Origin of the sequence: Thiomonas delicata, from assembly GCF_900088825.1 — a bacterium.
Lineage (GTDB): Bacteria > Pseudomonadota > Gammaproteobacteria > Burkholderiales > Burkholderiaceae_C > Thiomonas_A > Thiomonas_A delicata.
Genome location: NZ_LT592171.1, coordinates 94122 through 116390 on the forward strand (window position 1 = coordinate 94122; position 22269 = coordinate 116390).

Annotated in this window: 20 protein-coding genes; 4 read left to right on the forward strand and 16 right to left on the reverse strand. The window is 67.4% G+C overall.

Annotation, left to right across the window (positions count from 1 at the left end; translation table 11 throughout):
* Positions 1-77: 77 nt before the first annotated feature.
* The gene (locus tag THIARS_RS10000; RefSeq protein ID WP_245845873.1) at positions 78-1484 is read right to left on the reverse strand and encodes a hypothetical protein; all 1407 of its coding nucleotides are present in this window, start codon (positions 1482-1484) and stop codon (positions 78-80) included.
* A 182-nt stretch (positions 1485-1666) separates the two neighbouring features.
* On the opposite strand from THIARS_RS10000, the gene msrA reads away from it, so the two are divergent.
* Positions 1667-2251 (forward strand): peptide-methionine (S)-S-oxide reductase MsrA, encoded by a 585-nt coding sequence (gene msrA, locus THIARS_RS10005; RefSeq protein ID WP_094160819.1) that lies wholly within the window; start codon positions 1667-1669, stop codon positions 2249-2251.
* Between the two features lie 33 nt (positions 2252-2284).
* Here msrA and THIARS_RS10010 read toward each other — a convergent pair whose 3' ends face one another.
* The gene (locus THIARS_RS10010; RefSeq protein WP_245845877.1) at positions 2285-2884 is read right to left on the reverse strand and encodes a thioredoxin fold domain-containing protein; all 600 of its coding nucleotides are present in this window, start codon (positions 2882-2884) and stop codon (positions 2285-2287) included.
* Between the two features lie 92 nt (positions 2885-2976).
* Here THIARS_RS10010 and THIARS_RS10015 point away from each other — a divergent pair, with 92 nt between their 5' ends.
* Positions 2977-3324: a hypothetical protein gene (locus THIARS_RS10015; RefSeq protein WP_094160820.1), complete on the forward strand. Its 348-nt coding sequence runs from the start codon at positions 2977-2979 to the stop codon at positions 3322-3324.
* A 37-nt stretch (positions 3325-3361) separates the two neighbouring features.
* Here the strand turns inward: THIARS_RS10015 and pdxH are convergent, their stop codons facing one another.
* From pdxH to THIARS_RS10045, 7 genes are all read right to left on the reverse strand, one after another.
* Entirely contained in the window at positions 3362-4000 is a 639-nt protein-coding gene (pdxH, locus tag THIARS_RS10020; RefSeq protein ID WP_094160821.1) for a pyridoxamine 5'-phosphate oxidase, read from the reverse strand.
* A 128-nt stretch (positions 4001-4128) separates the two neighbouring features.
* Positions 4129-4698, reverse strand: a complete 570-nt coding sequence (locus THIARS_RS18615) for a thioredoxin fold domain-containing protein (protein ID WP_186436643.1) — start codon at positions 4696-4698, stop codon at positions 4129-4131.
* 13 nt (positions 4699-4711) lie between these two features.
* Complete coding sequence (locus tag THIARS_RS18620) at positions 4712-5200, reverse strand: nitroreductase family deazaflavin-dependent oxidoreductase (protein WP_186436644.1); 489 nt, start codon at positions 5198-5200, stop codon at positions 4712-4714.
* A gap of 55 nt (positions 5201-5255) precedes the next feature.
* Entirely contained in the window at positions 5256-5768 is a 513-nt protein-coding gene (locus tag THIARS_RS10030) for a DoxX family protein (protein WP_245845879.1), read from the reverse strand.
* 19 nt (positions 5769-5787) lie between these two features.
* On the reverse strand, positions 5788-6651 hold the full coding sequence (locus tag THIARS_RS10035) for an HvfC/BufC N-terminal domain-containing protein (RefSeq protein WP_186436645.1): 864 nt from the start codon (positions 6649-6651) through the stop codon (positions 5788-5790).
* Positions 6651-7583: an MbnB/TglH/ChrH family RiPP precursor modification enzyme gene (locus THIARS_RS10040; RefSeq protein WP_094160823.1), complete on the reverse strand. Its 933-nt coding sequence runs from the start codon at positions 7581-7583 to the stop codon at positions 6651-6653. Before THIARS_RS10040 ends, THIARS_RS10035 begins: the two co-directional genes overlap by 1 nt.
* A 60-nt stretch (positions 7584-7643) precedes the next feature.
* Positions 7644-7973 carry a BufA1 family periplasmic bufferin-type metallophore gene (locus tag THIARS_RS10045; protein ID WP_094160824.1) on the reverse strand — a complete coding sequence of 110 codons (330 nt, stop codon included), beginning with the start codon at positions 7971-7973 and terminating at the stop codon, positions 7644-7646.
* 190 nt (positions 7974-8163) lie between these two features.
* Between THIARS_RS10045 and THIARS_RS10050 the strand changes: the two genes are divergently transcribed.
* Positions 8164-8742 (forward strand): sigma-70 family RNA polymerase sigma factor, encoded by a 579-nt coding sequence (locus THIARS_RS10050; protein WP_094162058.1) that lies wholly within the window; start codon positions 8164-8166, stop codon positions 8740-8742.
* Positions 8742-8945, forward strand: a complete 204-nt coding sequence (locus THIARS_RS10055) for a zf-HC2 domain-containing protein (protein WP_094160825.1) — start codon at positions 8742-8744, stop codon at positions 8943-8945. Before THIARS_RS10050 ends, THIARS_RS10055 begins: the two co-directional genes overlap by 1 nt.
* A gap of 132 nt (positions 8946-9077) precedes the next feature.
* On the opposite strand, the gene THIARS_RS10060 is transcribed toward THIARS_RS10055, so the two are convergent.
* The 7 genes from THIARS_RS10060 to nadC all read right to left on the reverse strand — a co-directional run bounded on the left by THIARS_RS10060 (position 9078) and on the right by nadC (position 22095).
* Positions 9078-9710 carry a gamma-glutamylcyclotransferase gene (locus tag THIARS_RS10060; RefSeq protein WP_094160826.1) on the reverse strand — a complete coding sequence of 211 codons (633 nt, stop codon included), beginning with the start codon at positions 9708-9710 and terminating at the stop codon, positions 9078-9080.
* 34 nt (positions 9711-9744) lie between these two features.
* Positions 9745-11232, reverse strand: coding sequence for a glutamate synthase subunit beta (locus THIARS_RS10065; RefSeq protein WP_094160827.1), 1488 nt, complete (start codon positions 11230-11232; stop codon positions 9745-9747).
* Between the two features lie 172 nt (positions 11233-11404).
* Entirely contained in the window at positions 11405-16144 is a 4740-nt protein-coding gene (locus THIARS_RS10070; protein WP_094160828.1) for a glutamate synthase-related protein, read from the reverse strand.
* Between the two features lie 171 nt (positions 16145-16315).
* Entirely contained in the window at positions 16316-17074 is a 759-nt protein-coding gene (locus tag THIARS_RS10075; RefSeq protein ID WP_094162059.1) for a hypothetical protein, read from the reverse strand.
* A 57-nt stretch (positions 17075-17131) separates the two neighbouring features.
* Positions 17132-19867: a putative bifunctional diguanylate cyclase/phosphodiesterase gene (locus tag THIARS_RS10080; RefSeq protein ID WP_094160829.1), complete on the reverse strand. Its 2736-nt coding sequence runs from the start codon at positions 19865-19867 to the stop codon at positions 17132-17134.
* Positions 19868-20115: 248 nt separating this feature from the next.
* Complete coding sequence (nadA, locus tag THIARS_RS10085; protein WP_094160830.1) at positions 20116-21216, reverse strand: quinolinate synthase NadA; 1101 nt, start codon at positions 21214-21216, stop codon at positions 20116-20118.
* 33 nt (positions 21217-21249) lie between these two features.
* A complete protein-coding gene (gene nadC / locus THIARS_RS10090) occupies positions 21250-22095 on the reverse strand; it encodes a carboxylating nicotinate-nucleotide diphosphorylase (protein ID WP_094160831.1) in 846 nt (281 codons plus the stop codon).
* Between the last annotated feature and the right edge of the window lie 174 nt (positions 22096-22269).

Consider the following 22269-nt stretch of genomic DNA (forward strand, 5'->3'; position numbering starts at 1 on the left):
GGGCCGCGTCGCCGCAAGGCACGCGGCCTTCTTCATGGGCCGCGCGCGGCACGGACCGCGAGTGCGCATGGCCGGGCTCAGGGCCGAAAGCCCGGCAAGGTCACGACATAGGTGTCCACGTCCGGCGAGCCGCCCCAGTCGCTGGCGAACAGCAGCCGCGTGCCCGACGGGCTGATGACCACATGCGGCTCGGCCCAATAGCCCTGCGGCCCGCCGGGTGGATGGGTGGTCGGATCACTCCCGTTCGCGTGGTGGTGCGCGACGCGGCACACCTGCCCGGTGTCGATGTTCGCCAGCAGGATGGTCGAGTCGAGCAGGCCCAGCCCCGACGGATTGCCGACGATGGAGTTGGCCACCCAGCCCGGATTCTTGAACGCCAGCGCCGAGATGTGCGAGCCGCCGCCCGGATAGCGCCAGCCAGTGGCCTTGCCGACGATGGTGCGCACCTGCCCGGTCCTGAGGTTTTCGACGATCACATTGCCCTCCGGGACGCTGGAGAAGATCGACGAACCGAACTGCGAACTCACCCAGGCGTCGTCGCCATTGGCGAGCACGCCGAAGTCGCCGTGTTCGCCCGGATCGGTGCTCAACCTGCGCACGACGGCCTGGCTGACCGCGTCGACCACCCGGTCGCCGATGATGCCCAGCTTGCCGCTGGGGGCGATCTGCAGCCCGGTCCAGTCCTTGTCGGACACGTATTTTTTCCACGGCCCCGCCTGACCGGTGGTGATGTTGTACGACGCGGCGAACAGATGGGGATAGCCGGCCTGGGCGCGGATGCCGACGATGAGCTGCTTGTCCGCGTTGTTCCACGACAGGTAGAGGATGTGCCCGAAATCGACCTTCTGGTTCAACGCCACGGGCGGGCCGTCGAACCTGTGCAGCACCTTGCTGCTGTTGCGGCTGACGCTGTACTGCGCCAGCACCGGCCCCCAGTTGCCGTTGGGCACGCCGTAGTCGGTGATGTAGTAGAGGATGTCCGGGTCCACCGGGCTCCAGTACACGTCCTCCACGTCCGCCGTGGTGATCGGCAGGTCGCGGATGAACTGGTAATTCATGCCGTTGAACAGCAGGTAGCGCGCCGGCACGTTCGAGCCCTTGGCGAACCCCTTGGTCTGGTAGAGCACGAGGTAGGTCTCGTTGCTGTTCCAGGCCGGCACCGTCGAGTACATCGGCGCGATCACCCCGTTCTGCCCACCGTTCCATGCCTTCACATCGGTGATGCGTTCGACCGTGGCCCCATAAACGCTCTTGTACGGCCGGCCCAGGCCCGGTTTGGCCCGCTCGACCATGGGCACGACGCCCTGTCCCGAGGTCAGTCCGGCGCATGGCTGGCTCGCGGGCGGGGGGCCCGGCAAGCCCGGCGGCGCGGGCGGCCTCGATGCGGCGTATGCGGCCTGGAGGCCGAACGCGGCGCCGCACAACCACAACAATAAACCCGGCAGGCCGGCCTGGAGCCGGCGGAACTTGGATCGATGGCACATGGTGGGGTGTTGGCTGGGCACGAACGTCACAGGCTTTGTACCAAAACGACGTGCACATGCCGCGAAAGCCGGGATGCCGATGATGCACAAGACCCTGCCGCCCGAGGCGCCAAACGTCCGCGTCCGACGCCGGGCGGCGAAACTGCGGACAATTCGCAGGCCTCATCATGGAACCTGCTGCGATGCCCATCTCGATCCCCACGACTCCAGCCACCTCGGCACGGCCCGACACGCCGGCCGCCATCACCCTTGCGGGCGGCTGCTTCTGGTGCGTGGAGGCCGCGTTCAGCGTCATCGACGGCGTCCTCGAGGCCACCAGCGGCTATGCCCAAGGGCATGTGCAAAAGCCGAGCTACGAGCAGGTGTGCGGCGGCCGCACCGGACATGCCGAGGCGGTGCGCATCCGCTACGCCCCGTCGAAGCTCGGCCTGGACGACGTGCTGGATCTGTTCTTCACCATTCACGACCCGACCACGCCCGGCCGCCAGGGCGCCGACATCGGGCCGCAATACCGCTCCGGCATCTACTTCGAGCAACCCGAGCACGAAGCGCAGATTCACGCCTACATCGCCCGGCTCGCCGCGAGCGGGCGCTATGGCTCGGCGCCCATCGTCACCGAGGTCGAGGCGCTGCGCGCCTTCTGGCCGGCCGAGGCCTATCACCAGCGCTATTTCGAGCGCCACCCCGAGCAGGGCTACTGCCAGGCGGTGATCGCGCCCAAGATGCACAAGCTGCTCCAGACCTTCCCGGGCAAGCTGCGGGGCTGAATCGGCAGGGCTGCTGCGTGGTCGCGGCGGCGCCTACTGCGCCGAGCCGAGAATGTTCATCAGCCGCGCCTGCGGCGGCTCGCCGACCAGCAGGGACGCCTTCCCGCCCGGCCCGCGCCACACGATCGCCGGCACGCCGAACAGCTTGTGGCCGTTGTAGATCGCCAGGTTGCGCGCCAGTTCCTCGCGCACCTTGGGCGTGATCGTCGAGGCCGGTTCGATGCCGCCGCCGGGTTGTCCGCTGTTGGCGAAGTCGTAGTCGTCCTCGTTCTTGTAGAAGGCCTTGAGCGGGTCGGCCGCCTGCAGGATGGCGGCCGCCTTGGGCAGGCTGCTGGGGGTGAGAATGCCCAGCGGAATCCAGCGGAATTGCAGATTGTCCTTGCCGACGTAGGGCCGCAGCTTGCCGTAGAGCTTGTGGCAGTACGGGCAATTGGGATCGAAGAAGATGTAGATGACACGCTTGCCGTGGCCCTCGGCGATCCATGTGGCTTGGCCGATCTGCGCCAAGACGCCCTCGGCCTGCGCCGCGTCTTGCGCCATGGCCCTGGGAGCAATCACAGGCAAGGCGCAGAAAGCCAGTAGCGTGGCCATGCCGCGCAACATGCGGCGGCGGGTGGGTATCGTCACGTCCATGCCGAACTCCTCGAAATCCGCGATGTTCCGGATTTTCCGCTGATGCGGGACAATCGGCACGACGAACCGCCATACCCCCGGAATCCGACACCATGACATACGTCCTCAGCGAGACCCTGAACGCCTGGAGCCGCGCCGATTTTGCACGGGTACTGCAAACCGAATTGCAAGACGCCGACGCCTTGAGCGCACCCTTGCAGCGCGGTCTGGCGCACGGCAGCTTCGCCCTCGTCGACACGGCGCAGCTCCTGGTGCTGCAGTGCGCGGAGGACGCCGGGCTGCTGCGGGTGAAGGCCGCCGTCTGCTACCAGAGCATCATTCCCGGCTGCGCCTGCGAGGGCGACCCCACGCCGATGAGCGAACTGCCCGAGTACGTGGAGCTGACGATCGCCATCGACCGCGCCGACGCCCGCGCCACGATCACCCTGCTGGACGACTGACGGCGTCGCACTCGCGCCGCTGCGCCCGCCGCCGCGCTCAAGGCGCGAGCCGCTGCCGCATCCAGACGCCGCCGGGCTGCAGGCGGTAAGCCAGCCGGTCGTGCAGGCGCGAGGGCCTGCCCTGCCAGAACTCCCAGGCATCGGGCACCAGCCGGTAGCCGCCCCAATGCGGCGGACGCGGCGGATTGAGCCCGAACTTCAAGCCGAACTCGGCCGCGCGCCTGACCAGCACGCCGCGGCCCTCGATCGGCTGGCTCTGGTCGGACGCCCAGGCGCCGAGGCGCGAGGCCAGCGGCCGGCTGGCGAAGTACGCGTCCGACTCCTCGGCGCTCACCGGCTCCACGCGGCCCTCGATGCGCACCACCCGCTCGAGCTCGACCCAGTGGAACTGCAGCGCGGCATGGGGGCGAGCGGCCAGTTCGCGCCCCTTGCGGCTGTGATAGTTGGTGTACCAGACGATGCCGCGCGCGTCGAAACCCTTGACGAGCACCACGCGGGTGGACGGCCTGCCGTCCTCGCCCACCGTGGCCAAGGTCATGGCGTTGGGCTCCGGCACCTGCGCCTGCACCGCCTCGTGCAGCCAGCGTTCGAACAGCTTGAGCGGATCGGCGTCGGCATGCGCCTCGTCGAGTTCGGCGCGGGTGTAGTCCTTGCGAAGATCGGCCAGTGTCTGCATGCTGGCAGTATAGGAAGGAAGCTGCGCGGGGACCGGGCTCCCGCGCCGCCTCGGCCCGCAGTCCGAGGGAGCGTCATCCAGGAATCGCGTCCGGCACCGGCACGCGGCGGCGTCCTCCCGCGTCGCCCTCACCGCACCGTCGCCAGCAAGGCCGCCAGCTCCGTGTCGGATTTCGGGGCGCCGATGAACAACTGGCCCTTGCCGGCCTTGTCACGAAACACCATCAACGGCACGGCGCTGTCGATGCCGGCGCGTTGGAGCAGCGCCTCGTTAGCGGCCAGCGCCTTGCGCGTGCGCGGCGTCACCACGCGCGCCGGCGCGATGCCCGGGTTCGCGTTCGGATTCAGGCCATGGTCCTCGGTGGCGCGGAAGGCCTGCAGGCGGTCCGGCGCCTGCAGGATGGCCGCCGCCTTGGGCAGGCTGGACGGCGCCAGGATGGCCACCGCAATCCAGCGGAACTGCAGATCGTCCTTGCCCACCCAGGCGCGCAGATCGCTGTAGAGCTGGCGGCAGTAGGGGCAATTGGGGTCGAAAAAAATGTCGACCACGCGATGGCCTCCGCCCTCCGCGATGGCCGTGGCCTCATGCGCGTGCAGCAGTACCTGGTCGGCCAGCTGCCCCGGCGTCTGCTGCGCCGAGGCCGGCCGCGCGAGCGATGCCGCAAGCAGGAGAGCCAGGATGATGAACGAACGCCTCACGCCAGGCCTCAAGTCACTGGGTCGGGTCGATACGAAAAACCGGATAGTCGGCTGCGATCGCTTCGAAGGCCGAGGCCGGGGCGTCGTGCGGAACCGGCAGGTGATGGCGGCCACTTGTGGCGACCTGGGCCCATGCCTTGAGAATCGAGGCGCGCTCGTGAGGCGCAATCTCCGTGAGTTGAACCGGCTGCGACCGACCGCGCTTGATCGAAGCCTTTCCTCCGGCTGCACGTACGTTTTGCACCCATTCGGAACCCTCCCCAAGCATCGACACGAGGTAACGTCGGCCTTGATATGTGGCGGCAACCAGAATGGTTGAATTGACGCGGCCGCCACACCTGTTATGTGTTTGCAAGGTGAGCAGCATTCTTGGCAAAAGGCCAAGACCGGCGACCCACGCGTACATCCGGCTCCAGAGTCTGCCCATGCAGGTCGGGCGCCATCCCCTGTAGAAAAATCGCAGGTAGCCCGTTCGTTCAGCTGGACCTTCGCCTGATGGCATGGGAACTCTCCGAGCCGCTGGATGACGTTTGAGTTTACTGGCGTGCAAAAACGGCCTACCGACGCGCAGCGCCAGCTCGGATGACCCGCGCATCGGCTTGCCTGCCCTGTCTCCAGGCGTCTGCTGACCACTTGCCCGGCCCCCACAACGCCACGGCCATGAGCAGGATGCCCCAGATGACATGGAACAGAATGGCGGGCGCTTGCAGCGCATGCAGATACGACAGCAAAGCCACGGCGTTGACCACGAATAACCCCAGTGCTCCGAAGCGGCCGAACAGCCCGAAGGCAAGCAGGGGCGGCAGCAGAACTTCGCCAGCCGTGCCGAGCACGGCTGCAACATGCGGCGGCAGGATGGCGACGTGGAACTCGTTTTCGTACAACCATAAGGTTGCGCCCCAATCGCGCAAGCTCTGGGCGCCGGAGGCGAAAAACACATAGACCACATAAAGCCGCGCCGACAGCAGTGCGGGAGCCTGAAGCCAGTCGAGCAGATGCGTCAAGCCGCGCCAGGCACGGCGCAGTGGGTTGTCGCGTTGGGCGGTGGCTTGCATGGACATGGTGGTCATGATGGTCTCCTGCTACGGTTCAAGGTCGGGTAGATGATGCTGGCGTGGACTGCGCCACCTTCTGTTCACGAACGGTGTCTATCCAGCCGTGCTGCACGGCGGCGCGCAACCAGGCGGAAAAATCGAAGTCTTCATGCGCCGCGTCGAGCGCGGCCTCCAGGTTCGGCCGCTCCCGCAGGGCATGCAGCCACTGTGCGGCGATGGCGTCCAGGCTTGCGCATTGCGGCCGCAGAGCTTCGCGCCAGACCCACGCGTTTTCGCCCGGCTGGCCTATCGCCGCGCGTAAAACCGCGGCATCCGTTTCAGGAGCCTGGTGCAGGCGCCATAGCGTGACGATGGGCCAATGCGAGGCCACGTACCGGGTGCCTGGCGCGAGCAGCAGGCGCTGTCGCGCCGGATCACCCTGTGCCAGGCGCTGCAGATCGGCAGCGGTGAGCGCAGCGGGTGCCTCGTCCATCACTTGCCACAGCGCCAGGTCGAGCCTGGCGCAATCCTCCAACCATGGCCAGGCGCGCAGATCCTGCTGCTTGGCCAGGCAAGCCGGGAACGCACCGCCGATGCGCGCGAGATCCCCTTCGGTCGGAGGCCAACTGCGCCAATAGCGGACGCAGACAGCGTCGAAGGACGCTTCCCCCAGCATGGCCAGCACGGTCGGAAACTGCACGCGCAGCGCGCTGGCGGCATGGGCCAGTCCATTGGCGCGATAGGCGGCAAGACCGGCGTGCCACGTGCGACCGCGCTGGCGCACGGCAAGCTCCTGCGGCGGCTCAGCAGGCGCGTGCTGCGCAAAAATGGCTTGCAACAGGGCACGCTGGCGCCGCGTCTCGCGCCGCAAGTCGGCAGCACGGACATGCGGCGGGCGGGGTCCCAGGGACGCACTCATCACAGGCATCCCGCCGGCATGGCCTGCGCGCCTGCTGCCTGAGGTGCGACATGCGGCTGTCCTCCAGACACGGCGGCTTCATCGAGCAGGGCCTGCGCCTGCTCCGCCTCGCCCAAAAGCACATTGAACTCGGGGAGGTCGGCGTCCCATTCGATCAGCGTGGGCACCGGACCGAAGCGGCGCAGCGCGTGGACATAGGCCATCCAAACCGGCAGGGAAACCGGGCGGGAATGGTCGTCGATGGTCAACCCATCTTGCTCGCTGTGACCGGCGAGATGGATTTCGCCGACAAGCCCTTGCGGCGCCGTCTCGGCCAGCGCGTCCAGCCAGGCGCACACGGCGCGCAGTGGATCTGGTTCACCGGCGTTCATGGCGTTGACCATGAGGTTGTTGACGTCGAGCAGCAGGCCGCAACCAGTGCGCCGGCCCAGCTCGGCGAAGAATTCAGGCTCGCTGAAATCACGCGCGGCAAAGTCGAGATAGCTGCTGAGGTTTTCCACCAGCATGGTCCGGCGAAGGCGGTCCTGCACCTGCTGCACATTGGCGCAAAACGCCGCCAGCGAAGGGCGCGTGAAGGCCACCGGCAGCAGGTCGTTGGCGTGCACGACGGCGCCGCTCAAAGGTGCGCGGGCAAAGCAGGCATGGTCCGACACGCGCACCGGGTCGATGCGGTCGACCAACGCAGCTAGGCGTTCCAGATGCGTGGCGTCGATGCCGCAGGCCGAGCCCAGGGCCAGCCCCACGCCATGCAGGCTCACGGGCACCCTCTGGCGCACGGCGGCAAGCACCTGCGCCGCCGCATCGTGCGGGTTGAAGAAATTCTCCGAATGCACCTCGACGAAACCAAGGTCGGGATGCCGTGCGCGGAAATCGCGGTAATGCGGTTGGCGCAGGCCGATGCCCGCCGAAGCGTGTGCGATGGAAGTGAGCATGGCGTATCCCGTCGAAGGTTCAAGCCGGGGCGGACAACACAAGCCGCCCCATGGGCTGGCTCAGGACATGTCGTGCTTGGCCATCTTGGCTTCGAAGGCTTTCACCTCGTCCGGGTTCTTCAGGATGGCCTTGGCCTGTTCCATGTTCAGGCCACCCAATTTTTCACAGGTGCCCGTGGGCTTGACCGCGAAATCGCCCGGGTTGTAGTTGACCGTGCTGGTGCCCTTGCAGGAATGCAGACCGGACAGGCCCGCGCAATCGTTCTGGCCGGCCTTGGCGACACCGAAGCATTTGCCCATGCTTTCGGCATGCGCCGCGGGCGCGATGGCCAACACGCCCATGGCGAGCATGGAAGCTGCGGCGGTGTTGATGAATTGGCGCTTGTTCATGGTGGACTCCTGATGATGGGGTTGAAAGGAAGCAGCCAAGCGGATGTCCCGGCTGTGCTCGGCACCCACCACTGTGGAAGAATGCCGAAGCTGAACCTTTGTCGCACCCTTTCGCGTTTCCTTACACGTCGATGCATCAGTTTTTCTCCACCCAGCCCCACGAGCGCGCTTACGCATGAAGCAAGACGCCATGCCCGCAGCATCCCGCGACACGGAGTTGGCCGCAAGCATCGAAGCCATGCGCCCCGCGCTGCTGCGCCTGGCCAATCTGCAATTGCGCAATGAAGCCTGGGCAGAGGACGCGGTGTCCGAAGCCACGCTTGCCGCGCTGCAGGGACTGCACAAGTTCACCGGCAACTCGCAGTTCAAGACCTGGGTCGTCGGCATCCTCAAGCACAAGGTGCTCGATCAATTGCGGCTGCATGCGCGCGAACAACAGGTGCAATCCAGCGATGACGACGACCAGGACATGGACGATCTCGTCTTCCAACCCGACGGCCATTTCCGCGAGATGCCGCAAGAATGGGCCGATCCGGCCGACCAGTTGCAGCGCCGTCAGTTCTTCGAAGTGCTGGAAACCTGCATGGACCACCTGCCCGGCAAACTCGGCCGCGTGTTCCTCATGCGCGAGTGGCTGGGCCTCGATACCGAGGCCATCTGTCAGGAAATCGGCATTGCGCCGACCAATCTATGGGTCATGCTGCACCGCGCCCGCATGCGTTTGCGCGAATGCCTGCAGCTCAACTGGTTCGGGAACCTTGCGAAGTGATGAACTACCCATTGCGCCGCACCTGCCGTGAAGTCGCCGCGCTCATCCTGGCGCGCGAGGACCGTGCGCTCACTCCCGCCGAACGCCTCGCCGTGCGCATCCACTTCCTCGTCTGCAAGGCCTGCCCCAATTTCGCCCAGGAAGTGCGCACCATGCGCCAAGCGCTGGATGGCTGGCGGAATTATCGCGACGCGCAGGAGTGACCTTCGCGGCCTTGGCTTGCCGCGTGACCATCGCATCCAAGCTGCCCATGGCTGCACGCACTGCTCGCCTTCGGAACGGGCAGCGGCTCCCCAAGCGCGACCGAACGCCACCCACGCGCGATGTCGCGGATTTCAAACCAGCCCGTTGCGCCTGGCCAGCGCGACGATGCGCGCAATGGCGCGGTCGCGGATGCCGACGTCCTCCAGCGCATGGGCGGTGCGCATGACGTAGTCCAGCGTGGTGCCGAAGCGGCCGCGACAGTCGCGCAGGATGCGCAGCAGCTGCGCGTCGTCCAGCGGGCCGGTGTAGCTCGGGCTTTCGCGTGAAAGCGTGAAGGCCAGCGCCCGCGTCTCGCCTTGCGCGGTACGGCAGCGCAGCCAGCGCGGGTCGTACACGGCGCGGGGCATTTCGCGCTTCCACAACCGGCGCAGTTCGCGCTCGGCTTGCGCGCGCGGCACGCGCAGCGCGATGCCGCTGCACGAGCCGCCCGCCATCAGCGCGAACACCAGGCCGGGCACCTGTTCAGTGCCGCGATTGATGCGCGACCACATGCACAGACAGCGGTTCCAGCCCCAGAGGCGCGCCGGACGAATTTCCGTGTGCGCCACTTCCGGGTTCCAGATCAGCGAGCCGTAGCCGAAAATCCACAAATCGCCCGCCGGCATGGACCGCAGCGTCGCGGCGAGCATGTCCTGCGGGTCGCGCCCGGGCAGCGGGGGCAGGCCGAACCCATCGTCTGAGGCGCCGGTTCGCTCTTCGTCCATACCCGGGTGACGGCCTCTGGATGCCGCGCGGCGCTCAGCGCGGCAGTTCGGAATGGCCCATGAGGAAGGCGTCGATCGCGCGCGCGGCCTGGCGGCCCTCGCGGATGGCCCACACCACGAGCGACTGCCCGCGCCGCATGTCGCCGGCGGCGAACACCTTGGGCACGTTGGTAGCGTAACCGCCGTCGTCCTCGGTGCCGGCCTTGGCGTTGCCGCGCGCGTCGCGCTCCACGCCGAAGGCGTCGAGCACGGGCGCGAGCGGATGCACGAAGCCCATGGCGAGCAGCACCAGGTCGGCCTGCAGCGTGAACTCGCTACCGGGCACTTCCTGCATGCGGCCGTCCTTCCACTCCACGCGGCAGGCGGTGATGGACTTGACCTTGTTCTTGTCCTTACCGGTGCCGGCGACGAAGGCCTTGGTCGCCACCGACCAATCGCGTTCGCAGCCTTCTTCGTGGCTGCTGGAGGTGCGCAGCTTGATGGGCCAGTACGGCCAGACCAGGGGCTTGTTCTCCTGTTCCGGCGGCTGCGGCAGCAACTCGAACTGGGTGACGCTGGCCGCGCCGTGGCGGTTGCTGGTGCCCACGCAGTCGGAGCCGGTGTCGCCGCCACCGATGACGACGACGTGCTTGCCGGTGGCCACGATCTGGCCTTTGAGCTTGTCGCCGGCGTTGACCTTGTTCTGCTGCGGCAGGAACTCCATGGCGAAGTGGATGCCGTCGAGTTCGCGCCCCGGAACCGGCAGGTCGCGCGGGTGCTCGGCGCCGCCCGCCAGCAGCACGGCGTCGAACTCGGCCAGCAGCTGCTCGGGGCTGCGGCGCTCCTTCGACCAGTTGGCGACCGTGGCACCCGTGCCGTCCTTGGGCATCTCGCCCACCAGCACGCCGGGGGCGAAGCGCACGCCTTCGGCCTGCATCTGCGCGATGCGGCGGTCGATGTGGTGCTTCTCCATCTTGAAGTCGGGGATGCCGTAGCGCAGCAGGCCGCCGATGCGGTCGTTCTTCTCGAACACGGTCACGTCATGCCCGGCCCGCGCCAGCTGCTGCGCGGCCGCCAGGCCGGCCGGGCCGGAACCCACCACGGCGACCCGCTTGCCGGTCTTGTGGGCCGGCGGCTGCGGCACGACCCAACCCATCTCCCAGCCCTTGTCGATGATGGCGTGCTCGATCGACTTGATGCCCACCGGCGCCTCGTTGATGCCCAGGGTGCAGGCCGCCTCGCACGGGGCGGGGCAGATGCGCCCGGTGAACTCGGGGAAGTTGTTGGTCGAGTGCAGCGTGTCCAGCGCGTTGCGCCAGTCGCCCTGCCACACCAGATCGTTGAAGTCGGGAATGATGTTGTTGACCGGGCAGCCGCTGTTGCAGAACGGAATGCCGCAGTCCATGCAGCGCCCGGCCTGGATCTTGGCCTTGTCGTCCGGCAACTCGTGGACGAATTCCTTCCAATGCTTGAGACGCGCCACGGGCGGCTCGTAGCTCTCCTCCTGGCGTTCGAATTCCATGAATCCGGTGATTTTTCCCATGCTCTGTCCTTGGTCTGCGATGCCCGGAATGCGCGGGCCTTATCGGTGTATGCCTATGCCTGATTGGTCGTCGGTCGGCGGCCTCCCCCTCGCGGCCTTGCCGGCGGCGTGGGAGAGGCATCGGCCCTCACCCCGCGCATGGCAGGTGTCGGGCAGGGGAAGGCCTGCCCGATCACTTGGCGGGCACGCTTGCGTTGCCGGCGGGCGCCTTGGCCTTGGCGGTGGCGACCTGCGCCTCGCGCTTGGCCGCGAGCTCGCCCAGGGCGCGCTTGTACTCGTGCGGGAAGACCTTGACGAAACGCCCGCGCGCCTGCTCCCAGTCGTCCAGCAGTTCGCGCGCGCGCACCGAGCCGGTCCAGCGCAGGTGGTCCTCCAGCATCTGGCGCAACTGGGCCTCGTCGGTCCGGCCGCGGTGCCACAGCGCCTCGGCCATGGTGGCCTTCTGCTCGGCGGCCGGCAGCACCTTGTCGAGCGCCACCATGGCGGTGTTGCAGCGACGCGCGAACTGGCCGTCGACGTCGTAGACGTAGGCGATGCCGCCGCTCATGCCGGCGGCGAAGTTGCGCCCGGTCTCGCCCAGCACGACCACGGTGCCCCCGGTCATGTACTCGCAGCCGTGGTCGCCGGTGCCTTCCACCACGGCGGTGGCGCCGGAGTTGCGCACCGCGAAGCGCTCGCCGGCCACGCCGCGGAAGAAGGCTTCGCCCTCGATGGCGCCGTACAGCACGGTGTTGCCGACGATGATGTTGGACTGCGCGTCGCCGCGGAACTCGATGGTCGGCCGCACGGCGATGCGCCCGCCCGACAGCCCTTTGCCGGTGTAGTCGTTGGCGTCGCCGATGAGGTAGAGCGTGATGCCGCGCGCCAGGAAGGCGCCGAAGCTCTGCCCGCCGGTGCCTTCCATCTGGATGTGGATGGTGTCGTCGGGCAGGCCTTCGTGGCCGTAGCGGCGCGCCACCTCGCCGGAGAGCATGGCGCCCACGGTGCGGTTGACGTTGCGCGTGTTCTGGATGAACTGCACTTTCTCGCCGCGCTCCAGCGCCGGCCTGGCGCGTTCGATGAGCACATGGTCGAGCGCCTTGGCTAGGCCGTGGTCCTGCTCTTCCACGTGGCGGCGCGGCACGTCGCGCCCGACCGCGGGCTGGTAGAACACGCGTGAGAAGTCCAGCCCATGCGCCTTCCAGTGGGTGATGCCGGGACGGGCGTCGAGCAGGTCGGCGCGGCCGACGAGATCGTCGAACTTGCGCACGCCGAGCTGGGCCATGATGGCGCGCACCTCTTCGGCGACGAAGAAGAAGTAGTTCACCACGTGCTCGGGCTTGCCGGCGAATTTCTTGCGCAGCGCGGGGTCCTGCGTGGCCACGCCGACCGGGCAGGTGTTGAGATGGCACTTGCGCATCATGATGCAACCCTCGACCACCAGCGGCGCGGTGGCGAAGCCGAACTCGTCGGCGCCGAGCAGCGCGCCGATCACCACGTCGCGCCCGGTCTTGATCTGGCCGTCCACCTGCACGCGGATGCGCCCGCGCAGGCGGTTGAGCACCAGGGTCTGCTGGGTTTCGGCCAGGCCGATCTCCCACGGCGTGCCCGCATGCTTGATGCTGGACAGCGGCGAGGCGCCGGTGCCGCCGTCGTGCCCGGCGACGACCAGGTGGTCGGCCTTGGCCTTGGCCACGCCCGTGGCCACCGTGCCGATGCCGGATTCGGACACCAGCTTGACGCTGATGGACGCCCGCGCATTGGCGTTCTTGAGGTCGTGGATGAGCTGGGCCAGGTCCTCGATGGAATAGATGTCGTGGTGCGGCGGCGGGGAAATGAGGCCGACCCCGGGCACCGAATAGCGCAGCATGCCGATGTAGTCGGACACCTTGCCGCCCGGCAGCTGGCCGCCTTCGCCGGGCTTGGCGCCCTGCGCCATCTTGATCTGGATCTGGTCGGCGCTGGCCAGGTACTCGGCCGTGACGCCGAAGCGCCCGGACGCCACCTGTTTGATCTTGGAACGCAGCGAATCGCCCGCCTTGAGCGGAATGTCGCTCACCACGCGATCGGTGCCGAGCACGCTGCCCAGGGTGTCGCCGTCGTGGATGCCGGCCGATCCGGTGCGCATTTCAGGACGGTAGCGCAGCGGGTCCTCGCCGCCCTCGCCGGTGTTGCTCTTGCCGCCGATGCGGTTCATCGCCACCGCCAGGGTGGCGTGGGCCTCGGTGGAAATGGAACCCAGCGACATGGCCCCGGTGGCGAAGCGCTTGACGATCTCGCTCGCCGGCTCGACCTCCTCGACGGGAATGGCCCTGGCCGGGTCGAGCTTGAACTCGAACAGCCCGCGCAGCGTCATGTGGCGGCGCGACTGGTCGTTGATGAGCTGGGCGTACTCCTTGTAGGTCTGGTAGTTGCCCGAGCGCGTGGCGTGCTGCAGCTTGGCGATGGCGTCCGGCGTCCACATATGCTCCTCGCCGCGCACGCGCCAGGCGTAGTCGCCGCCGGCGTCGAGCATGGAAGCCAGCACCGGGTTGTCGCCGAAGGCGTCGCGGTGCATGCGCAGGGTTTCCTGCGCCACCTCGAACACGCCGATGCCGCCGACCTGGCTGACGGTGCCGGTGAAATACTTGTCCACCAGGTCGCGCGACAGGCCCACGGCCTCGAAGATCTGCGCCCCGCAGTAACTCATGTAGGTGGAGATGCCCATCTTGGACATGACCTTCTGCATGCCCTTGCCGATGGCCTTGATGTAGTTGGCGATGGCCTTGTCGGGTCCGAGCTCGCCCGGCAGATGGCGCGCCATTTCGGCGATGGTGTCCAGCGCCAGGTAGGGATGCACGGCTTCGGCGCCGTAGCCGGCGAGCACGGCGAAATGATGCGTCTCGCGCGCGCTGCCGGTTTCCACCACCAGCCCGGTCTGCGTGCGCAGGCCGTGGGCGATGAGGTGCTGGTGCACGGCCGACATGGCCAGCAGCGCGGGAATCGCCACCTGCTGCGCGCTGACGTGGCGGTCGGTGACGATGAGGATGTTGTGCCCGCTGCGCAGCGCGTCCACCGCTTCGGCGCAGATCGAGGCCAGGCGCGCCTCGATGCCCTCATGCCCCCAGGCCACGGGATAGCAGATGTCGATCTCGTAGCTCTTGAACTTGCCGCCGGTGTGCTGGGCGATCGAGCGCAGCTTGGCCATGTCGTCGTAGTCCAGCACCGGCTGGCTGACCTCCAGGCGCATCGGCGGGTTGACCTGGTTGATGTCCAGCAGGTTGGGGCGCGGGCCGATGAACGACACCAGCGACATCACCATGTTCTCGCGGATCGAGTCGATCGGCGGATTGGTCACCTGCGCGAACAGCTGCTTGAAGTAGTTGTACAGCGGCTTGGCCTTGTTCGACAGCACGGCCAGCGCGGCGTCGTTGCCCATCGAGCCGACGGCTTCGTCGCCCTTCTCGGCCATCGGCGCCATGAGGAACTTGAGGTCCTCCTGGGTGTAGCCGAAGGCCTGCTGGCGGTCCAGCAGCGGCAGCACCGAAGGCTCGGGATGGCCGAGGTGGTCGAGGTCGTCGATGCGGATGCGCAGGTTCTCGATCCACTGCCCGTAGGGGCGGGCCGAGGCCAGCTGGCTCTTGATCTCCTTGTCGTCGATGATGCGCCCGGCCTCCATGTCGATGAGGAACATCTTGCCGGGCTGCAGGCGCCACTTCTTGACGATGCGGCTCTCCGGTATGGGCAGCACGCCCGACTCGGACGCCATGATGACGAGGTCGTCGTCGGTGACGATGTAGCGCGCCGGGCGCAGGCCGTTGCGGTCCAGCGTGGCGCCGATCTGGCGGCCGTCGGTGAAGGCGATGGCCGCAGGGCCGTCCCAGGGCTCCATCATGGCCGCGTGGTACTCGTAGAAGGCGCGGCGGCGCGCGTCCATCAGCGTGTGCTGCTCCCAGGCCTCGGGGATCATCATCATCATCGCGTGCGACAGCGGGTAGCCCGCCATCACCAGCAGTTCGAGGCAGTTGTCGAAGCTCGCGGTGTCGCTTTGCCCGGGATAGATCAGCGGCCAGAGCTTCTTCAGGTCGTCGCCCAGCACCGGGGAGCTCACCGCCCCCTCGCGCGCGCGCATCCAGTTGTAGTTGCCCTTGACGGTGTTGATCTCGCCGTTGTGCGCCACCAGGCGGTAGGGGTGGGCCAGCGGCCACTCGGGGAAGGTGTTGGTGGAAAAGCGCTGGTGCACCAGCGCCAGCGCCGACTCGAAGCGCGGGTCCTGCAGATCCTTGAAATACTGGCCCACCTGGTCGGCCAGCAGCAAGCCCTTATACACCACGGTGCGGGCCGACATCGACGGCACGAAATATTCCTTGCCGTGGCGCAGGTTGAGGCGCTGGATGGCATGGCTGGCGACGCGGCGGATGACGAACAGCTTGCGCTCCAGCGCATCGGTCACCATCACGTCGGGACCGCGGCCGATGAAGATCTGGCGGATGACCGGCTCCTTCTCGCGCACCGTGGGCGACATGGGCATGTCGCGGTCCACCGGCACGTCGCGCCAGCCCAGCGCCACCTGTCCCTCGGCGCGCACCGCGCGCTCGATTTCCTGCTCGCAGGCCAGGCGCGAAGCCTGCTCGCGCGGCAGGAAGATCATGCCCACGCCGTATTCGCCCGGAGGCGGCAGCGCCACGCCCTGCGCCGCCATCTCGGCGCGGTAATAGGCATCGGGGATCTGCACCAGGATGCCGGCGCCGTCGCCCATCAGCTTGTCGGCGCCCACCGCGCCGCGGTGATCGAGGTTCTTCAGGATCAGCAGGCCGTTCTGCACGATGTCGTGCGATTTCACGCCCTTGATGTGCGCGACGAAGCCCACGCCGCAGGCATCGTGTTCCTGGCTGGGGCAATACAAGCCGTTCTGCGCCAGGGCGGCAATTTCGGAAAGCTCGGGCGTGTGCATGGCAGGCTCCGCGACAAAAGGAAGATCAGGACCGACCAATTTACTGCAATGCAGTATGGAGCGCAAGAAAAATTCAATTATCTGTCCCCATTAATTTGGTGGAAAAAGGATTCCTTATTTAAATAGGGACAGATTTAATCGCCGACTTGCAGGCCTGCTGCGCTCGGGAGTTCAGCCCTTGCGCGGCCGCCCGCGTCGCGCCGGGCGCACGCTGCGGCCGCTGCGCAGCTCCAGTTCGGCCAGGAACGCGGCGTCGCCAAGCCCGGTCCCGCTGCGCAAGGCCCGCTGCAAGGCGCCGGCGCGATCGGCGTCGACCCCCGCCTGCAGCAGCCGCGAATAAGCCGCTTCGCGCTCGAAGGGGGTGTTGCCCAACATCCAGTACGGCTGCGGGCCATGCAGCGCCGGCGCGCTGCCGAGCGCGCCGCCCAGCCCGCAATGCGCGGCATGGCTGCTCCACGACCAGGGCTGGTCCGCGTCCGCCAGGCCTTCCCGCTGCGCCGCCGCGTCCACCCACACCATCGCCGGCAGCAGCCAGGCCTGCGGCTGCAAGACCGCGCTGCGGAAGCGTCCGGCCCACACCGCAGGACGCGCAGGCGAGCCCTGCTGTTGCGCCTCGGGGACGCCCGCCTGTTTCGCGGCGTCGCCACGCGGCTTCACCGGCCCGCCCAGCGCGCGGCTGGTTCGGCGCGCCAGCATCTGCATCAACCCCGACAGCGCCGCAGGGCGCTCAGGCGTCAGCAAGAGCCAGACCGCCTCGGGCAACACGCAATACGCATGCAGCTGCACGGGAAACGACCCCAGCCCCTCCACCAGCCAGGCCAGGAAGCGCCAGCGCTGCGCCTCCAGCGCCAGGGGCTGCGACGCAGCAGCCGCCGAAAGCAGCACCAGATGCGGCAATCCGGGAACACAAAGACGGGGTTGTCGGGCCATGCCGGGATTGTGCAAGATGGGCACGGACTGCCGCGATGCGTCCGCCCGTGCCCGGCCTCAAGGCGAACCGCCCAGCAAGGCATCCCAGAACGATCCGCGAAGCGCGAGACTGAGCGATTCGACCTCCGCGAGCCTCGCCTGGGATGGTGCCGTCAAATGCGCATGCACAAGCGCATGAAACTCCACATGCATGCGTTCCAACCTGGCGAAAGCGGGGTCGCCCCGCGATGGAAGCGCATGCGCGGCGCACCAGCGCCCCAAGGAGCACAGCCGATGGGCCTGCGGCTGCATGAAAAAGGCTTTGCCCTGATCGCTGAGGGTCTGGTCGAGCAGCTGTTGAACCCCGACTCCATGGCTGACGATGGCTTGAATGGCGGCGTCATCGACGCGGGAACCCGCCTCCAACACCTCGACCCAGGGCAGTTGCGCACGCCAAGTCCGCAGCCATGCGTCGAGCTGAGCCGCCGACATCGGCCTCGCGACGGCATAGCCTTGCAAGTGCCGGCAGCCCATCGCCAGCAGGGCGGCGGCTTGCCGCGAGGTTTCAACCCCCTCGGCAATCACGCTGAGTCCCATCATTTGCGCGGTGCGCAGCATGCCGTAGGTGATGCTCAGATTCGCGTTGCTGCCGAACAGGTCATGCGTGAAGCGGCGATCGATCTTGACCGTCGAGACATCCAGGAGTTGCAGGTGCGTGAGACTTGCATTGCCCGTGCCGAAATCGTCCAGGCTGACACTCACGCCCAGCCCCCGACATGCCTTGACCACCTCGCGGGCCTGGTGTCCGTTGAGCTGAGAGCCATGCTCGGTCAGTTCAAGCTCGATCAGTTGCGCCAAGTCGTCCGGGCGCTGCCGCAGGACATGCCGCACATCCTGCAAGAACGACGAATCCAGAAAATGCCGGGGACTGATGTTGACGCACACCTGCAGCGACAAGCCGGCGCTTTTCCACCGCTCCACTTGAGACAAGGCCTGGTCCAAGACCCAGCGCCCAAGCGGTCCGGCCAGTTGCGGTTCGTCAATGACCTCTTCAAAAGCACTGGCTGCGTGCAACGTACCAAGGTCGTCGCGCAGGCGCAGCAAGGCCTCCACCTTGCAGACGCCAGCCCGAGCCGCCTCCCCGGCATGGTCGGACACCAACGACAACACGGGCTGATAGTGCAATTCCAGGCGATTTTCATGCAAGGCGCCGAGGACCCAGCGCCGCAAGGACTCGCGCCTGGCGATTTGCGACTCCATCTCCACGTCGAAGACGCGGTACTGGCGACGGCCCGCGGCTTTCGCCGCATACATCGCCATGTCGGCCCGGCGCAGAAGGGTCTGCACATCGCATGCGCCTTCCTGGTGCACGGCGAAACCGATGGACACGCTGATCTGCTCCGTGCGCCCGCCCAGCACCATCGCGGGCTCGACAGCGGCCAATAAGCGCTGCGCAAACGCGGACACCCCGTCGGCGCCTGGACAGTCGGGCAGGATGAGGCCGAATTCATCGCCGCCCAGCCGCGCGATCAGGTCGGAATCCCGCAGAACGGTCGACAAGCGATGGCCCACTTGAATGAGCAGGGCGTCGCCGACGCCATGCCCCAGGCGATCATTGACGTTCTTGAAATGGTCCAGATCCAAGATCCCGACGACGAGAACCTTGCCCGCCGGGTGCGTGTAAAGGCACTGCGCCAGGCGCGTGTCGAATGCCCGCCGATTGGCCAATCCGGTGAGAGGATCCTGATGGACCAGACGGTGGATTTGCGCCTCTTGCGCCTTCAGCGACGTGATGTCCTGCAGGCTCCAGAGTGCTCCGCGCGACTGATCCCCATCTTGCAGCGGAACGTAATGCCCGAGCAGGATGCGACCGTCGGCCAAACGGATCTCGGCGGTGGTCGACTGATGGTGATGCATCTGGGCCTTGACGCGCTGGGTGGCGACTTCCGGATCGGCATGCAAACCGGCTATGCGCCCCCACAGCTCGCGCCAGGGCCGGCCGACCAGCGTGGCCGGGTCAAGGTCCAGGGCATACATCGCCATGAATGCGCCACTGCAATATTGCACGCAGCCATCGGCGGCGAACACGATCACGCCGGTTGGCAGGTTGTTGAAGATGTGGTGAAAACGCGCGTTCGCCTGCGAGGCCGAGGCATGGGACTGCTCGAGGGCATGGCGCGTGAAAATCGCCCTCGCGGCAAATGCGACGTCCCGCACCATGCGCTGAGCGGTTTCGACGAGGTCGGCGTCGCCGGCTTCATCGGCGCCGGTCTCGTAGAAGACCGCGGCGTGATTGCGCAGTTCGGGAACGCCGGGAAATGGCAAGGCGAGCATGGTCGTGATGCCGAATTCCGCCGCCCGGGCTCGCCAGGCGAGGACCTCGGGCGCGTCCATCGCCAGGAATTGGGCTTGCCCGGTCTTGACGCAGCGTGCAAATAGGCCCTCCCCGATCCGGGGACCATCGAGCGCCATCGCGATGTCCTGCAAAGGGGCGGTGTTGCCGGCCGAGGCAAGCTGCCTGACGCGGCCCAAGCCGTCCTCTTCCGCGCAACCAACCCATGCCAGCGCGCACCTCGGTTGGCTGACCGCCGCATCGCACAAGGCTTGGAAAACGACATCGACGCTGGGCGCGTGCATCGCCAGCGTCTGTTCCGTCCCCTGCAGCGGGTTTCTCGACGGCGCCTCCGCCCGTTGGGTTGGATTCAGAGCATTGATTTTCAGATTAACCCCACCTGTCGGCGCCGTGAAGGCCTCTCGATGTTTCCCGCGCCGTGGCAGGCCGAACCCCTCCCCACCCCAACCCTCCCCATGCATGGGGAGAGGGCCTCACGTTCGCGCCGCGCCGTTCTCAACTCCCCCACGCGGTGGGGGAGGCCGGAAGGGGGAGCCTCGTGCGTCGTTTCGTGTCTGTCGCCCATGCTGGAAATCTTCATCGTCTGTCTCCATCATAAGGACCACGATGCGCGGCCCGGTGCGAGCGCGAGCCGCGCGTCGCGCAGCAAGCGCGCGCCCGCACAAGTTCGGCGACCAGCCGCAACCCCCGCACCCAGCTGGGCCCGGCCCTAAGCCGCGCCGATGCCAGGCACCAGGCCGGCGGGTGCGGCCGCGGCCCTTTTCTGCGCCGCGGTGAAATCCAGCATGCGTTCCACGCTGCGCCGGGCGCGGGCCGCCAGTTCCGGGTCCAGGGTGATCTCCCCCGCCCCGGTCTCCAGCGCGTGCACCAGGCCCTGCAGACTGTTCATCGCCATCCAGGGGCAATGAGCGCAGCTCTTGCAGGTGGCGCTGTTTCCCGCCGTGGGCGCCTCGATGAAAACCTTGTCGGGGTTCTGCTGCTGCAGGGCGTGGAACATGCCCTTGTCGGTCGCCACGATGTAGGCGGGCGCGTTCAGCTCGCGCGCGGCCTTGAGGATCTGCGAGGTCGACCCCACCACGTCGGCCAGGGCGATGACCCCTGCGGGCGACTCCGGATGGACCAGCACCCTGGCCTCGGGATGCTCGGTCTTGAGCAATTCCAGCTCGAGCGCCTTGAATTCGTCGTGCACGATGCAGGCGCCCTGCCACAGCAGCATGTCGGCGCCGGTTTCGCGTCGGATGTAGTCGCCCAGGTGGCGGTCGGGCGCCCAGAGGATTTTCTCACCGCGGTTTTTCAGATGCCGCACGATGTCCAGCGCGCAGCTCGAGGTGACGACCCAGTCGGCGCGCGCCTTCACCGCGGCGCTGGTGTTGGCGTAGACCACGGCGGTGCGGTCGGGATGGGCGTCGCACCAGGCGGCGAAGGCGTCGGCCGGGCAGCCGAGGTCCAGCGAGCAGGTGGCATCGAGGTCGGGCATGAGCACGCGCTTGTCCATCGACAGCATCTTGGCCGTCTCGCCCATGAAGCGCACCCCCGACACCACCAGCGTGGTCGCGGCGTGGTCGCGGCCGAAGCGCGCCATTTCCAGGGAATCGGCCACGCAGCCGCCGGTTTCGAGCGCGAGATCCTGCAGGTCGGGGTGGACGTAGTAATGCGCCACGAGCACGGCGTTCTCGCGCGCCAGCAAATCGCGGCAGCGCGCCAGCAGTTCAGTGCGCTGTGCAGGGCCGGGTTCGGCCGGCACGCGGGCCCAAGCCTGCAGGGTGGAGCAAGTCGGACTTTCGACGTCGACGGGGAAGACGGTGGACATGGCGGGCTCCGGTGAGGGCGCGTGGCGTGACGTTCAGCTTGCAGCGAAGCGCATGGAGAAGTCGACCGCGAGAACATCCTTGGTCAGTTTGCCGATGGAGATGCGGTCGACCCCTGTTTCCGCAAGCACGCGTACGGTGGAGAGTTCGACCCCACCGGACACTTCCAGTTCGGCGCGTCCGGCATTGAGGGCCACGGCCTCGCGCAGCTGCTCCAGGCTCATGTTGTCCAGCAGCACCATGCGCGCGCCGGCCTCCAGGGCTTCGCGCAATTGCTCGTGCGTTTCCACCTCGATCTGCACGAACACGCCGGGCGGCGCCAGCTCGAACGCACGCTGCAGCGCCGGGCGCACGCCGCCAGCCGCGGCGATATGGTTTTCCTTGATGAGGATGCCGTCGAACAGGCCCATGCGGTGGTTGTGCCCGCCACCCACGCGCACGGCGTACTTCTGCGCCACACGCAGCCCGGGCAGGGTCTTGCGGGTGTCGACGATGCGCGCGCGCGTGCCGGCCACGGCCTTCACGTATTCGGCGGTATGGCTGGCCACCCCCGACAGCAGTTGCAGGAAGTTGAGCATGGTGCGCTCGGCGGTCAGCAGCGCGCGCGCCGGGCCCTGCAACTCCAGGATGCACTGGCCCGGCTCCATCACCGCGCCTTCGTCGCATCGCCATGCGATGCGGGTGCCGCCGTCCACCTGGCGCATGGCGGCCTCGGCCCAGGGCTGGCCGCACAGCAGCGCGCGCTCGCGCGAGATGACGCGGGCCGTGGCCTGCGCGCGCGGGTCGATGAGGGCGGCGGTGAGATCCCCGCTACCGACGTCTTCGGCCAGGGCGCGCTGGGCGTCGCGCGCGGCGACTTGCGGGATGGTCATGCCGTTCATGGGTGCGTGACGAACGTGTGAAAACAGACAGTGTAGGTCCGGGGCCGGGGGCCTGCGCCGCGCGTCCTTGGCGCGAAAGGCACCCATGCGCCCGTGTCATTTCCGACTGTGGTTGGCATCGGAAAACATGCGATTCCATCCAAACCATGGCGGAATCTCGACGATGGGCCGAGC

Coding starts and splice junctions, on each gene's coding strand:
- THIARS_RS10045 (WP_094160824.1), bottom strand. CDS start 7,973: ATGAACAAGCGCCAATTCATCAACACCGCCGCAGCTTCCATGCTCGCC.
- THIARS_RS10080 (WP_094160829.1), bottom strand. CDS start 19,867: ATGCATGGGGAGGGTTGGGGTGGGGAGGGGTTCGGCCTGCCACGGCGC.
- THIARS_RS10030 (WP_245845879.1), bottom strand. CDS start 5,768: ATGACCACCATGTCCATGCAAGCCACCGCCCAACGCGACAACCCACTG.
- THIARS_RS10065 (WP_094160827.1), bottom strand. CDS start 11,232: ATGGGAAAAATCACCGGATTCATGGAATTCGAACGCCAGGAGGAGAGC.
- THIARS_RS10070 (WP_094160828.1), bottom strand. CDS start 16,144: ATGCACACGCCCGAGCTTTCCGAAATTGCCGCCCTGGCGCAGAACGGC.
- msrA (WP_094160819.1), top strand. CDS start 1,667: ATGCCCATCTCGATCCCCACGACTCCAGCCACCTCGGCACGGCCCGAC.
- nadC (WP_094160831.1), bottom strand. CDS start 22,095: ATGAACGGCATGACCATCCCGCAAGTCGCCGCGCGCGACGCCCAGCGC.
- THIARS_RS10060 (WP_094160826.1), bottom strand. CDS start 9,710: ATGGACGAAGAGCGAACCGGCGCCTCAGACGATGGGTTCGGCCTGCCC.
- THIARS_RS10000 (WP_245845873.1), bottom strand. CDS start 1,484: ATGTGCCATCGATCCAAGTTCCGCCGGCTCCAGGCCGGCCTGCCGGGT.
- THIARS_RS10010 (WP_245845877.1), bottom strand. CDS start 2,884: ATGGACGTGACGATACCCACCCGCCGCCGCATGTTGCGCGGCATGGCC.
- pdxH (WP_094160821.1), bottom strand. CDS start 4,000: ATGCAGACACTGGCCGATCTTCGCAAGGACTACACCCGCGCCGAACTC.
- THIARS_RS10055 (WP_094160825.1), top strand. CDS start 8,742: ATGAACTACCCATTGCGCCGCACCTGCCGTGAAGTCGCCGCGCTCATC.
- THIARS_RS18620 (WP_186436644.1), bottom strand. CDS start 5,200: ATGCCATCAGGCGAAGGTCCAGCTGAACGAACGGGCTACCTGCGATTT.
- THIARS_RS10075 (WP_094162059.1), bottom strand. CDS start 17,074: ATGGCCCGACAACCCCGTCTTTGTGTTCCCGGATTGCCGCATCTGGTG.
- nadA (WP_094160830.1), bottom strand. CDS start 21,216: ATGTCCACCGTCTTCCCCGTCGACGTCGAAAGTCCGACTTGCTCCACC.
- THIARS_RS10040 (WP_094160823.1), bottom strand. CDS start 7,583: ATGCTCACTTCCATCGCACACGCTTCGGCGGGCATCGGCCTGCGCCAA.
- THIARS_RS10015 (WP_094160820.1), top strand. CDS start 2,977: ATGACATACGTCCTCAGCGAGACCCTGAACGCCTGGAGCCGCGCCGAT.
- THIARS_RS10050 (WP_094162058.1), top strand. CDS start 8,164: ATGCCCGCAGCATCCCGCGACACGGAGTTGGCCGCAAGCATCGAAGCC.
- THIARS_RS10035 (WP_186436645.1), bottom strand. CDS start 6,651: ATGAGTGCGTCCCTGGGACCCCGCCCGCCGCATGTCCGTGCTGCCGAC.